Origin of the sequence: Streptomyces amritsarensis (assembly GCF_001953875.1) — a bacterium.
In the GTDB taxonomy this organism is placed as follows: Bacteria; Actinomycetota; Actinomycetes; order Streptomycetales; family Streptomycetaceae; genus Streptomyces; species Streptomyces amritsarensis.
Genome location: NZ_MQUR01000007.1, coordinates 64,980 through 76,870 on the forward strand (window position 1 = coordinate 64,980; position 11,891 = coordinate 76,870).

The 11,891-nt window shown below is 74.1% G+C and carries 12 protein-coding genes; 7 read left to right on the forward strand and 5 right to left on the reverse strand.

Translation table 11 applies throughout. The annotated features are described in order from the left end of the window. Positions 1 to 170 precede the first annotated feature (170 nt). Entirely contained in the window at positions 171 to 2,171 is a 2,001-nt protein-coding gene (locus AVW11_RS05155) for a peptidoglycan binding domain-containing protein (RefSeq protein ID WP_076043378.1), read from the forward strand. A 590-nt stretch (positions 2,172 to 2,761) separates the two neighbouring features. Here AVW11_RS05155 and AVW11_RS05160 read toward each other — a convergent pair. Next, positions 2,762 to 3,487: a transglutaminase family protein gene (locus AVW11_RS05160; RefSeq protein ID WP_078096312.1), complete on the reverse strand. Its 726-nt coding sequence runs from the start codon at positions 3,485 to 3,487 to the stop codon at positions 2,762 to 2,764. A gap of 65 nt (positions 3,488 to 3,552) precedes the next feature. Then, complete coding sequence (locus AVW11_RS05165) at positions 3,553 to 4,539, reverse strand: GNAT family N-acetyltransferase (RefSeq protein WP_076043380.1); 987 nt, start codon at positions 4,537 to 4,539, stop codon at positions 3,553 to 3,555. A 117-nt stretch (positions 4,540 to 4,656) separates the two neighbouring features. Here AVW11_RS05165 and fdxA point away from each other — a divergent pair, with 117 nt between their 5' ends. After that, positions 4,657 to 4,986 carry a ferredoxin gene (gene fdxA, locus AVW11_RS05170; RefSeq protein ID WP_030027294.1) on the forward strand — a complete coding sequence of 110 codons (330 nt, stop codon included), beginning with the start codon at positions 4,657 to 4,659 and terminating at the stop codon, positions 4,984 to 4,986. Positions 4,987 to 5,095: 109 nt separating this feature from the next. Continuing rightward, positions 5,096 to 6,190 carry a succinyldiaminopimelate transaminase gene (dapC, locus tag AVW11_RS05175; protein ID WP_030853376.1) on the forward strand — a complete coding sequence of 365 codons (1,095 nt, stop codon included), beginning with the start codon at positions 5,096 to 5,098 and terminating at the stop codon, positions 6,188 to 6,190. Positions 6,191 to 6,259: 69 nt separating this feature from the next. Here dapC and AVW11_RS05180 read toward each other — a convergent pair whose 3' ends face one another. Both AVW11_RS05180 and AVW11_RS05190 read right to left on the reverse strand, forming a co-directional pair. Beyond that, positions 6,260 to 6,625: a hypothetical protein gene (locus AVW11_RS05180; protein WP_030853379.1), complete on the reverse strand. Its 366-nt coding sequence runs from the start codon at positions 6,623 to 6,625 to the stop codon at positions 6,260 to 6,262. 315 nt (positions 6,626 to 6,940) lie between these two features. Then, positions 6,941 to 7,903 carry a hypothetical protein gene (locus AVW11_RS05190; RefSeq protein ID WP_030853386.1) on the reverse strand — a complete coding sequence of 321 codons (963 nt, stop codon included), beginning with the start codon at positions 7,901 to 7,903 and terminating at the stop codon, positions 6,941 to 6,943. An 87-nt stretch (positions 7,904 to 7,990) separates the two neighbouring features. On the opposite strand from AVW11_RS05190, the gene dapE reads away from it, so the two are divergent. Further along, the gene (gene dapE / locus AVW11_RS05195; protein WP_060176695.1) at positions 7,991 to 9,070 is read left to right on the forward strand and encodes a succinyl-diaminopimelate desuccinylase; all 1,080 of its coding nucleotides are present in this window, start codon (positions 7,991 to 7,993) and stop codon (positions 9,068 to 9,070) included. 64 nt (positions 9,071 to 9,134) lie between these two features. Next, entirely contained in the window at positions 9,135 to 9,893 is a 759-nt protein-coding gene (locus AVW11_RS05200) for an LOG family protein (RefSeq protein ID WP_030660072.1), read from the forward strand. A gap of 115 nt (positions 9,894 to 10,008) precedes the next feature. Here AVW11_RS05200 and folP read toward each other — a convergent pair whose 3' ends face one another. Continuing rightward, the gene (gene folP, locus AVW11_RS05205; RefSeq protein WP_060176697.1) at positions 10,009 to 10,869 is read right to left on the reverse strand and encodes a dihydropteroate synthase; all 861 of its coding nucleotides are present in this window, start codon (positions 10,867 to 10,869) and stop codon (positions 10,009 to 10,011) included. Positions 10,870 to 10,945: 76 nt separating this feature from the next. Between folP and AVW11_RS05210 the strand changes: the two genes are divergently transcribed. Further along, positions 10,946 to 11,278 carry a DivIVA domain-containing protein gene (locus AVW11_RS05210; RefSeq protein WP_076043382.1) on the forward strand — a complete coding sequence of 111 codons (333 nt, stop codon included), beginning with the start codon at positions 10,946 to 10,948 and terminating at the stop codon, positions 11,276 to 11,278. After that, positions 11,275 to 11,862, forward strand: coding sequence for a DNA-3-methyladenine glycosylase I (locus AVW11_RS05215; RefSeq protein WP_060176698.1), 588 nt, complete (start codon positions 11,275 to 11,277; stop codon positions 11,860 to 11,862). The genes AVW11_RS05210 and AVW11_RS05215 overlap by 4 nt, the downstream gene beginning before the upstream one ends. The last annotated feature ends 29 nt before the right edge of the window (positions 11,863 to 11,891 follow it).

Below are 11,891 nucleotides of genomic sequence, written 5' to 3' on the forward strand. Positions count from 1 at the left end.
GTGGCGGGCCGGGGCTCTCGGGGCGCTTCAGGGGGGTTTGGCGGGTCCCGTGAGGAACCCCTGATCCGCCGCAGTCAGTTGCGCGCGGGCGGCGGCCAGTATGGTGGACGGGCCGCCGAGCTGCCCGCGCACGGTATGACGGGCGGCGGAGCCAACCGGGAGAACCTGCCTTGAGTCGTGAAACCGACAGTTCGTCCTCCGGGCCCAAGGGGCACGGTGGAGCCGCTTACCCCTCGGGTACGCCGCCGTACGGAACCGGCCAGTACCCGTCCACGACTGTGCCACCCGGGCCTGGCGCGGCGACCGCCCCGGAGGAGAACCCTGTGACCTCGAATCCGTCCACGCCCGAATCCGACGGGCCCAAGACCGAGACGACCCTGACGACCCGGATCCGGATCAACATCCCCGGTTCGCGGCCGATCCCGCCGGTCGTCGTGCGCAAGTCGATGGGCACCAACTCCGGCACGTCCGGCGGAGGGTCCCAGACCCCGCCGGAGCCGGAGCAGGGACCCGCGCAGCAGGACAGGGTCCCGCTCGCGCAGCGTCCGGGGCCCCGGCCGACCCGTGTCGAGGCCGCGCCCGAGCCGGACCCGGCCCCGGCGCAGGCCGAGGAGCCGGCCGCCAGCAACTGGTTCGCGCCCCGCAAGCCGCCCGCCCCCGCTCCCGCGCCCGCGGCGCCCGCCGCCGCGCAGATGCCGCAGGCCGCCCCGGCGCCGCCGCTCGCCAAGCGGGTGCCCGGTGCGACGCCGACCCCGCCGCCCGTGCCGGGCGCCGGCTTCGCGCCCCCGCAGAACTTCCAGGCCCCGCCGGAGCCGGACGCCGCGTACGCGCCGCCGCGCACCGCGCCGCCCGTCGCCGACTACGGCACCGGCTACGCCCAGCCGCAGGCTCCCCTCCCGGCGGCCCCGATGCCCGGCGGCCCCGGCGTCGGAGCGACCCAGGGCTTCCCGGCGTACGGCACCGGCCACGGCGACGGCGGCCCGTCCACCGAGGCGTTCCCCGTCTACGACAGCCACTCCGGCGGGCCCGCCGGCCCCACGACGGGCGGCCCCGGCTTCGGCTCCGGCCCCGCCGCCGGCGGCCCGGCCGCCGCGGACGCCGCCGGCTGGCCCGGCCCCGATCTGGACGGCCCGCTGCCCACGCCCGTACCGGCGCCCGCGCCGGCCGCTCCCCGGGCCACGCCGCCCGCGGACAAGAAGGCCGCGGCGAAGCCCGCCGCGAAGCCCGCCAAGAAGGGCCGCTCCAAGCTGGTCCTCGTCGGCGGCGGCATCGTGGCGCTCGTCGGCGTGGCCTACGGCGCCGGGCTGCTCCTGAACCACTCCGACGTCCCCAAGGGCACCACCGTCCTCGGCGTCGACATCAGCGGCAGCCGCGACGAGGCGGTCTCCAAGCTCCAGACGGCCTTCGGCACCCGTGCCGGGGCGCCGCTCCAGCTGAGCGTCGGCGGCAAGCCGGTCGAGCTGAAGCCCGACAAGGCCGGCCTGACCCTGGACGCCCAGACCACCGTCCGCAACGCGGCCGGCAGCGACTACAACCCCGTCACGGTCATCGGCTCCCTCCTCGGCAACGAGCGGGTGGCCGACGCCGTGATGCCCGTCGACGAGGAGAAGCTCCAGGTCGCGCTCCAGGAACTCGCCGGCGCGGCGGGCTCCGTGACCGAGGGCACGATCACGTTCGAAGGCGGCAAGGCCGTCGCCGTCCCCGGCAAGGCCGGCACGGCGCTGGACGTGGACGGCTCCGTCGACCTCGTCACCAAGGCCTTCCGCGACCAGGTCGGCACCGGCAAGGCGGCCGTCGTGCAGCTGCCGACCGTGACCAGGGAACCGGTCGTGGGGCAGGCCGAACTCGACCGTGCGATGAAGGAGTTCGCGGAGCCGGCGATGTCCGCCAACGCCACCGTCAAGGCCGGTACCAAGTCCATCGCCTTCGGCAAGCTGTCGCTGCCCAAGATCCTCAGCATGCAGGCGGTGGACGGCAGGCTCACGGAGAAGTTCGACCTGGAGGCGCTCAAGGCGACCTACGGGAACACCTTCGACGGCGTCATGATCACCCGCGGTACCGGGGCCAAGACGGCGGTCACCCCGCAGGACGTCGCCGGCGCGCTGGGCAAGGCCCTGCGCGGCAAGACCGCGGCCGAGCGGACCGTGGTCATCGACACCGACCCGAGCTGACACCCGCCAGGAGAACGCCCGCCCCCACGACGCCGACCGACTCCCCGCCCCGGCGGGGCCCCGGCCCCGGTGGGCGCCCGGCCCCGGTGGGCGCCCGGCCCCGGTGGGCGCCCGGCCCCGGTGGGCGCCCGGCCCCGGCGGGCGCCCTGCCCCGGTGGGCGCCCTGCCCTGGCTGGACCCTGCCCCGGTGGGACGCTGCTCGCCCGGACGTCCTGCCTCGGCGGGACCCTGCTCTGGCGGGACCGTGCCCTGGCGGGCGTCCGGCCCCGGTGGGGCCTGGCCCCCTGCCGGGCCCCGGCCCCGATGGGACGTTGCTTGGGCGGGGCGCCCTGCCCCGTGGGACCCCGCCCCCGCGGGATCCCGCCCCAGTGGAGCCCCGCCCCGGTGGGGCGTTGCCTTGGCGGGACCCTGCCCCTGCGGAACCTCGCCTCGGCGGGGCCTTGGCCCAGGTCACCTACCCCGGTGGAAGCCGGTCCTGGTGGGGACCCGGCCGGTGGAGGTCGGCTCCGGTGGGCTGCCGATCCTGGTGGAGCGGGGGCTCGGCCGGGGCGGGCCGCATGTCTCGCCTCCGCGGCACCGCCGGGCAGCGGTCAGTTCAGCAGGGCGCGCGCCGAGACGGCCTCGGCGCGGATGCGGGCCGCCGCGTCGGCGTCCACCGCCGACACCACCTCGGCGTACGCGTCCAGCTCCGCCGCGCCCTCCCGGAAGGAACCCCGCTCCACCAGCAGCCGCGCCCGCTCGTAGCGCAGCGACGCCGGATGCGACGGCAGCAGCAGCGACAGCTCCAGCGCCCACAGGGCCACACCCGACTGCTCCGGGCGGGTCGAGGCCCATGCCCGGATGTTGGTCAGGATCCGCAGCACGATGTCCAGCGTCCGGGCCGGCGTACGGGGCCCCGACGCCAGCTCCGCCGGTCCGGTGCCCAGGGAGGCGCCGCCCGCGAACGGGTCGACCACCACCCCCTCCTCGGGGTCGCCGAAGCCCACCACGAAGTGCCCCGGCAGGCCCAGCCCGTACACGGGCGCGCCCGCCCGCCGGGCGACCTCCAGCCACACCACCGACAGCAGGATCGGCAGGCCGCGCCGTCGCCGCAGCACCTCGTGCAGCAGCGAGGACGACAGCCGCTCGTAGTCCGCCGGGGTGCCGTGGAACCCGAGGCGCCCGCCCAGCAGTTCCGTCACCGCCGAGGCCCACGCCGCCCCGCTCCGCAGGCCGTACGGCAGCATCCCGGCCAGCCGGTCCAGCTCGATCTGCGCCCAGTCCATGGCGCGTTCGTCCAGCTCCGGATCGGCCTCCGCCGCCAGCAGCAGGCACATCAGCGCCAGGTCGGGCCGCTCCGAGCGGGCCTGCTCCGCGAACTGCCGACGCCAGTCCGGCGTGCTCACGGGGCCGCCCGGAAGTGGTGGTAGGTGTGGTGCGTCGCGAAGCCCAGCCGGTCGTACAGCGCCAGCGCCCCCGGATTGTCCGTCTCGACCTGCAGCCACGCCGCCGAAGCGCCCTCCTCCAGCGCGCGCCGCGCCAGGGCGGCCATCACGGCCGTCGCGAGCCCCTGCCGCCGGTGTTGCGGATCGACCGTCACCGCCGCGAAGCCGGCCCACCGGCCGTCCACCACGCACCGTCCGATCGCCCGCCCGCCGGGCAGCGAGGCGAACCACACCGAAGGCCCCTCCACCAGGACCCGCCGGGCCACGTCCGGGTCGGAGACCCTCCCGTAGCGCCCGAGCCACTCCTCGTCCGGGACACGGGCCAGAGTCACGGACTCGCTCGCGGGCGCGTCCACGTCGCCCACCGGGGCCAGCGCCCCGATCCGCACCTCCGCCGACACCTCGGACGCCCAGCCCCGGCGCTCCAGCTCCGCGCAGAGCAGCTCCTGAGTCCCGGCGGCGCCCGTGGCGGCCTGCACATAGGCCGGAAGTCCTCGTTCCGCATACCAGGAGGTCACTCGGGCGAGTGCATCGTCCAGCGGTATGCCCGGCTCGCCCATCGGGAGGACGGAGTTCGCCCGCCGGGTGAACCCGGCCGCCGCCCGCAGCGTCCACCCGCCCAGCGGCTCGCTCTCCAGCGGCTGCCAGGCCCGCGCCGAGACCCTCGTCAGCTCCTCGAACGAGGCCGCCGGCCCCCGCCGCCGGGCCGGCGCCGCGGGCACGACCTTGCCCGCCACCAGCGAGGATTCCGGGATGCGGACGGACTGTCCGTTCTTCTTTGTGATCAGCAGCACACCCCGGTCCCAGGATGTGAGAACACCGACCGTGTCCGTGAACTCGGGTGATCCGCTCAGTCCGGTCTCCACCCGTCGTACAGAGACACGTTTACCCACGTCAGCCGGGGTGATTCGGACCCCCAGCAGTCCTCCGGCAGTGATTTCCACAGCTCTGTCCGCCCCTCCTGTTCGGATCGTGCCCGGGAACGGAGATACTAGGTGCGGGCATCGACGACGCCGCGCTCCCGCGCGATATGGAAAGCCCTACCGAGGAGGAACGAGAGCGTGACCTACGTCATCGCGGAGCCTTGTGTCGACGTCAAGGACAAGGCATGCATCGAAGAGTGCCCCGTCGACTGCATCTACGAGGGCCAGCGGTCCCTGTACATCCACCCGGACGAGTGCGTCGACTGTGGTGCGTGTGAGCCGGTCTGCCCGGTCGAGGCCATCTTCTACGAGGACGACACTCCGGAAGAGTGGAAGGACTACTACAAGGCGAACGTCGAGTTCTTCGACGAGCTCGGTTCGCCCGGTGGTGCCTCCAAGCTGGGCCTGATCGAGCGCGATCACCCCTTCGTCGCGGGGCTGCCCGCCGGCATCAACGGCGAGCACTGACCTTTCACGGCAGAAGCGCCCCCCGGTCCCGTACGGCCTTCCCGCCGCACGGGACCGCGGTGTTTTCCGACCCGCTACCAGCCAGTACCGAGAGAGAGCAGAGACCACCGTGGCCGCAGTATCCGACCGTCTTCCCGCCTTCCCCTGGGACAAGCTGGAGCCGTACAAGAAGACGGCGGCGGCCCACCCGGACGGCATCGTCGACCTGTCCGTCGGCACTCCCGTGGATCCGGTCCCGCAGCTCATCAGGCAGGCCCTGGTCGAAGCCGCCGACTCCCCGGGCTACCCGACGGTGTGGGGCACGGAGGCCCTGCGCGACGCCCTCACCGGCTGGCTGCGCGGCCGGCTCGGCGCGAGCGCCGCGGGCCACCGCAACGTCCTGCCGGTCGTGGGCTCGAAGGAGCTGGTGGCCTGGCTGCCGACCCAGCTCGGGCTCGGCGCCGGCGACAAGGTCGCCTACCCGCGCCTCGCCTACCCGACGTACGAGGTCGGCGCCCGGCTGTGCGGCGCCGAGGCGGTGGTCTACGACGACCCCACCGAGCTCGACCCGGCCGGTGTGAAGCTGCTGTGGCTCAACTCCCCCTCCAACCCCACGGGCAAGGTCCTCGGCAAGGACGAGCTCGTGCGGATCGTGGCCTGGGCGCGCGAGCACGGCATCCTGCTCTTCAGCGACGAGTGCTACCTGGAGCTCGGCTGGGAGGCCGAGCCCGTCTCCGTCCTCCACGACGACGTGTGCGGCGGCTCCTACGAGGGCATCGTCGCGGTCCACTCCCTCTCCAAGCGCTCCAACCTCGCGGGCTACCGGGCGGCCTTCATCGCCGGTGACGCGGACGTGCTCGGCGAACTCCTGGAGATCCGCAAGCACGGCGGCATGATGACCCCCGCACCGGTCCAGGCGGCCACGGTGGCGGCCCTCGGCGACGACCGGCACGTGGCGGAGCAGCGCGAGCGCTACGCGGCCCGCAGGACGGCGCTCCGCGCGGCTCTGGAGGCGCACGGCTTCCGCGTCGAGCACAGCGAGGCGAGCCTCTACCTGTGGGTGACCCGGGACGAGCCCTGCTGGGACACCGTCGCCCACCTCGCCGACCTGGGCATCCTGGTCGCGCCGGGCGACTTCTACGGCGAGGCCGGCGCCCGCCACGTACGCGTGGCGTTCACCGCCACCGACGAGCGCGTGGAGGCGGCGGTCAAGCGCCTCGGCTGACCGGCCCGTGACAGCCCGAGGGGGCCGGGAGTACGAAACTCCCGGCCCCCTCGGTGTGTTCCCCGGGCGTCAGCCCTGCAGGGCGCCGCCGGGCAGTCCCGCCGGCAGGACACCGCCCACGGGCAGTGCGGAGACCGGCAGGTCCTGCGTGGTGGGCAGCCCGCCGAGCAGGCCGCCCGCCTGGCCGGCCAGGTCGGAGGCGGGGGCCGGCAGGGACTGGGTGGCGGCGCCCGCGTTGCCGAGGGCGTCGGTGGCCGTTCCCGTGGCCGTCTCGGCGGTCGCCGCGGGGGCGTCCGTGGCGGTGAGTGCGCCCAGCTGCGGCACGGACTCCAGACCGGCGGCGTTGGCCGCGCCGGCCGCACCGACCACGGGCGCTGCCCCGGCTGCGACGAGCAGCGCGGCACGGGCGATCCGACGGGTCAGGGGGAGGGACATGATGCTCCTAAGCGGTAGCGGCTGAGTACACCTGACTAACCGCTCGTGGGGCGGGTGGAGTTGCGGCGCCACCGGGTAAAGGATCGGTAACGCATCGTTTAATCGGCTTCCGCGACAAGAGCATTGGATGCGCGCCCACCAGGGGTTCCGTCGATCCACGGCACTCGCGGGGGCGATGGTGATCACCCCCGCAGGAGTGATCACTCGTACGCGCGGCCGGGCGCTCCCGGCTGACCCGCGCAGGGTCCGCCGCGACCGCAGGGTCCGCCGCGACCCCAGGGCGGCGGGGCTGCAGGGCGGCGGGGCCGCCGCGGCTCAGCGGGCCATGAAGATCCGCACCTCGCCGGGCGCCGCGCCGTAGGGGTCGCCGTCGCCGGCCTTGTCCTGCCACCTGCCCCGGTCCTTGCCCGCGACCCAGCCGCGCAGGTCGTAGGAGACCCTGGCGATCCCCATCTCGCGGGAGTTGGCCACCGCCCAGTGGGCCATCGCCCGGCTGCGGCGCGTCGCGGCCTCGCCCGCCTCCCCCTTCTCCACCATCGTGATCTCCGGCTCCGGGGAGGTCCGGCCGCCGCCGCCGTTGCGGCCGGCCTGACCGCCGCCGCCCTGGGGGCCGAAGGTGTGCATCCCGTCCTTGCCGAAGATCCGCGCCAGGCCCTCCCGCACCTTCTCCGGGTCGCCCGGCTGCGTGGGCGCCGGCCCGCCGCAGTCCAGACTGCCGCCGCCGGCGAAGGCGGCCGTCAGCACGGTCGCGTCCGGCTCGTGCTTGGCGTAGGCCTGCGGGTAGCCGCTGCGCTGCACCTTCTGCGCGGCCACCGTCAGCGGCAGCCGCGAGTAGCCGGGCACGTCGACGAGGTGGTCGTAGAAGATCCCGGCCGAGTACACCGGGTCGGTGATCTGCTCCGGCGTGCCCCAGCCCATCGACGGCCGCTGCTGGAAGAGGCCCAGCGAGTCCCGGTCGCCGTGGTCGAGGTTGCGCAGGGCGGACTCCTGCATGGCGGTCGCCAGGGCGATGGTGACGGCCCGGTCGGGCAGCCCCTTGGCGATGCCGACGGCGGCTATCGTCGCCGCGTTCGCCGCCTGCTCCGGAGACATCTCGTACTTTTCGGATTCGCCGCCGCGGTCGGACGCATCCGCACTGGCGACGCAGAAGGGCGCGCCACCGCCGACCGAGGCGCGCTGCACGGCGAAGTACCCGATCACCGAAAGGAGAACGAGCAGGCCGACGACCACACGCAGCAGCCTGCGGCGGCGAGGACGGGGTTCACGGATCTCGGACACGCGGCCCACCGTACTTGAGGCATATGGCGCGTCCACCGGCCGGACGAGGGACGCTTCGGCACACCCCGGGGCGTTAGGGTCAGTTCCATGTCCGAATCCGAGCTGGACCTCACCCTGGACGCCGCCGAGCTGACCGCCCGGCTCGTCGACATCCCTTCCGTGAGCGGCGACGAGAAGGTACTCGCCGACCTCGTGGAACACGCGTTGCGCGGCCTGCCCCACCTCACCGTGGACCGCTTCGGCAACAACGTCGTCGCCCGCACGCACCTCGGCCGCGCCGAGCGCGTCGTGCTCGCCGGCCACCTCGACACGGTGCCGATCGCCGACAACGTCCCCTCGCGCCTGGACGAGAACGGCGTCCTGTGGGGCTGCGGCACCACCGACATGAAGTCCGGCGTCGCCGTGCAGCTGCGCATCGCCGCGACCGTGCCCGAGCCGAACCGGGACCTCACCTTCGTCTTCTACGACCAGGAGGAGGTCGCCGCCGACCTCAACGGCCTCGGCAAGGTCGCAGGCGCCCACCCCGACTGGCTCACGGGTGACTTCGCGGTCCTGCTGGAGCCCTCGAACGCCGAGGTCGAGGGCGGCTGCCAGGGCACCCTGCGCGTCCTGCTGCGCACCTCCGGCGAGCGCGCCCACTCCGCCCGCAGCTGGATGGGCTCCAACGCCATCCACGCGGCGAGCCCGATCCTGGCCCGGCTCGCCGCGTACGAGGCCCGCAGGCCCGTCATCGACGGCCTGGAGTACCACGAGGGCCTCAACGCGGTGCGCATCGAGGGCGGCGTCGCCAACAACGTCATCCCCGACGCCTGCACCGTGACGGTCAACTTCCGCTTCGCCCCGGACCGCAGCATGGACGACGCGATCGCCCACGTCCGGGAGGTCTTCGCGGACTGCGGCGTCGAGGAGTTCGTGATCGACGACTTCTCCGGCGGCGCCCTCCCCGGCCTCTCCCACCCGGCCGCGGCCGCGTTCATGGAGGCGGTCGGCGGCCGGGCGATGCCGAAGTTCGGCTGGACCGACGTCTCCCGCTTCAGTGCCCTGGGCGTTCCGGCGGTGAACTACGGCCCGGGCGACGCCCTGCTGGCCCACAAGGTGGACGAGCGGGTTGAGACGAAGGCGATCCTGCACTGCGAGGAACGACTCCGCGCCTGGCTGACCTCCTGAATTCCGCTTCTCGTCACCTTGGTGCGCCTACCCTGATCCAACGATCAGCAGGAGGGAGCACATCATGGGCAACCCCGAAGGCAGCGCTCGTCGTCGGCCCGAGGAGCAGCAGCTCGGGCCGGTGCTGAGGCGGCGCAGCCAGGTGCAGGCGGGCAGTACGACGGACCAGCGGCTGCTGGACTCCGCCGGGCCCTCCGAGTGGGTGCACACCGATCCCTGGAGGGTCCTGCGCATCCAGTCGGAGTTCATCGAGGGCTTCGGCACGCTCGCCGAGCTGCCGCCCGCGATCAGCGTGTTCGGCTCGGCCCGCACCCCGGAGGGCTCGCCCGAGTACGAGGCGGGCGTGCGGATCGGCGGCGCGCTCGTCGACGCCGGGTTCGCGGTGATCACCGGCGGCGGTCCGGGGGCGATGGAGGCGGCCAACAAGGGCGCCCGCGAGGCGAACGGGATCTCGGTCGGCCTCGGCATCGAGCTCCCCTTCGAGCAGGGGCTCAACCAGCACGTCGATCTCGGCCTGAACTTCCGGTACTTCTTCGTCCGCAAGACGATGTTCGTGAAGTACAGCCAGGGCTTCGTCGTGCTGCCCGGCGGACTCGGGACGCTGGACGAGCTGTTCGAGGCGCTGACCCTGGTCCAGACCCAGAAGATCACCCGCTTCCCCATCGTGCTGTTCGGCACGGAGTACTGGAGCGGGCTCGTCGACTGGCTGCGGGGCACGGTCATCGCCCAGGGCAAGGCCTCGGAGAAGGACCTCTACCTCTTCCACGTCACCGACGACGTGGACGAGGCGATCGCCCTGGTGACGAAGGAAGTCGGGAAGTAGCCCGCCCCCGCGGGCCGGCCGCGGCCGGCCCGCGGGACCAGGCCGGGCGGGCCCGCGGCCGTCGGGCCTCAGGCCGGCCGGGCCGGCGGGACCAGGCCGGGCGGGCCGTCGGGCCTCAGGCCAGGCCGCGGCGGGCGACCGCCGGGGGCCGGTGGCCCTGGATGGACCGGACCATGTCCAGGATCTGCCGGGTCTCCGCGACCTCGTGGACGCGGTAGACCTGGGCGCCCAGCCAGGCCGAGACGGCCGTGGTGGCCAGGGTGCCCAGCAGCCGCTCCTTGACCGGCTTGTCGAGGGTCTCGCCGACGAAGTCCTTGTTGGACAGGGAGACCAGGACCGGCCAGCCGGTCGCCGTCATCTCCTCCAGCCGGCGGGTCGCCTCCAGCGAGTGGCGGGTGTTCTTCCCGAAGTCGTGGCCCGGGTCGATCATGATCGCGTCCCGGCGGACACCGAGGGCCGCGGCCCGTTCCGCGAGCCCGACCGTGACCCGCAGGATGTCCTCCATCACGTCCTCGTACGCGACCCGGTGCGGCCGGGTGCGCGGCTCGACCCCGCCGGCGTGCGTGCAGACCAGCCCGACGCCGTGGCGCGCCGCGACCTCGGCCAGCTTGGGGTCCACCCCGCCCCACGCGTCGTTCAGCAGGTCCGCCCCGGCCTCGCACACGGCCTCGCCGACCTCGTGCCGCCACGTGTCCACGCTGATCACCACGTCCGGGTGGCGGCGCCGGACCTCGGCCACGAAACCGACCGTGCGCCGCGCCTCCTCGGCGGCGTCCACGTGCTCGCCCGGGCCCGCCTTGACGCCGCCGATGTCGATGATCGCGGCGCCCTCGGCGACCGCCTGCTCCACCCGGTCCAGCGCCGGCTCGTCGCGGAACGTCGCGCCCTGGTCGTAGAAGGAGTCCGGAGTCCGGTTCACGATGGCCATGATCACCGGCTCGTGGGTGTCGAACTCGCGCCTGCCCAGTCGCAGCATCCTGGTCTTTCCTCCTTCGGCGGCCCTCGCGCCTCGCCAGCGACCTTAACCTGGTGGCCGGAGTCTCTCAGGGGAGTTGATCGTGTTCTTCTTCTTGATGATCGCGCTGGTCGTGGTCGTGGCAGCGGTCACCCTCGCCGTGATCGGCGGCGGTTCTGAGGCCGTCCTGCCGGAGGCCGAGCCGGACCGGGTGGCGGACGGACTGCCGGAGAACCGGCCCGTGGTGCGGGAGGACATCGACGCGCTGCGCCTGCCGGTCGCCCCGCGCGGCTACCGGATGGCCGAGGTGGACGACGTACTGGAGCGGCTCGCCGCGGAGCTCGCCGAGCGGGACGCCCGGATCGCGCAGCTGACGGCCCCCGCGGACGCGCCCGGCCGCGTGGACCTCACCAAGGGCGGCGAGCGGTGAGCGGACCGGTCGCGGGCCCGGACGGGCTGCTGCGCTGCCCGTGGGCGCTGTCCACGGGGTCCACCGGGGAGTACGTCGCCTACCACGACTCCGAATGGGGCCGCCCGGTCCACGGCGACGACGCCCTCTACGAGCGGCTGTGCCTGGAGGCCTTCCAGTCGGGGCTGTCCTGGCTGACGATCCTGCGCCGCCGCGAGGGCTTCCGGAAGGCCTTCTGCGACTTCTCCATCGCGGCGGTCGCCGAGTTCGGGACGGCGGACGCGGAGCGGCTGCTGGCCGACGAGGGGATCATCCGCAACCGGGCGAAGATCGAGGCGACCCTGGCCAACGCGAAGGTTCTGGCCGACTGGGAGCCCGGCGAGCTGGACACCCTGATCTGGTCCCACGCCCCCGAGGAGCCCGGCCCCGCCCCGCTCACGGTCACCGAGGTGCCGGCGATCACCCCGCAGTCCACCGCCCTGGCCAAGGCCCTCAAGAAGGCCGGCATCCGCTTCGTCGGCCCGACGACCGCCTACGCCCTGATGCAGGCCTGCGGGCTGGTCAACGACCATCTGGCCGCCTGCGCCCTGCGCGACCCGGCCTGAGGCGCGCGACCCGGCCTGAGGCGCGCGAC

What these genes read in the sequence shown, in the direction of transcription:
- AVW11_RS05160 (WP_078096312.1), bottom strand. Translation starts at nt 3,487, where the DNA reads ATGTGCCTGCTGCTGGCGGCGGAGGCCGATCCGGAGCTGGACGAACGC.
- dapE (WP_060176695.1), top strand. Translation starts at nt 7,991, where the DNA reads ATGTCCGAATCCGAGCTGGACCTCACCCTGGACGCCGCCGAGCTGACC.
- AVW11_RS05200 (WP_030660072.1), top strand. Translation starts at nt 9,135, where the DNA reads ATGGGCAACCCCGAAGGCAGCGCTCGTCGTCGGCCCGAGGAGCAGCAG.
- folP (WP_060176697.1), bottom strand. Translation starts at nt 10,869, where the DNA reads ATGCTGCGACTGGGCAGGCGCGAGTTCGACACCCACGAGCCGGTGATC.
- AVW11_RS05180 (WP_030853379.1), bottom strand. Translation starts at nt 6,625, where the DNA reads ATGTCCCTCCCCCTGACCCGTCGGATCGCCCGTGCCGCGCTGCTCGTC.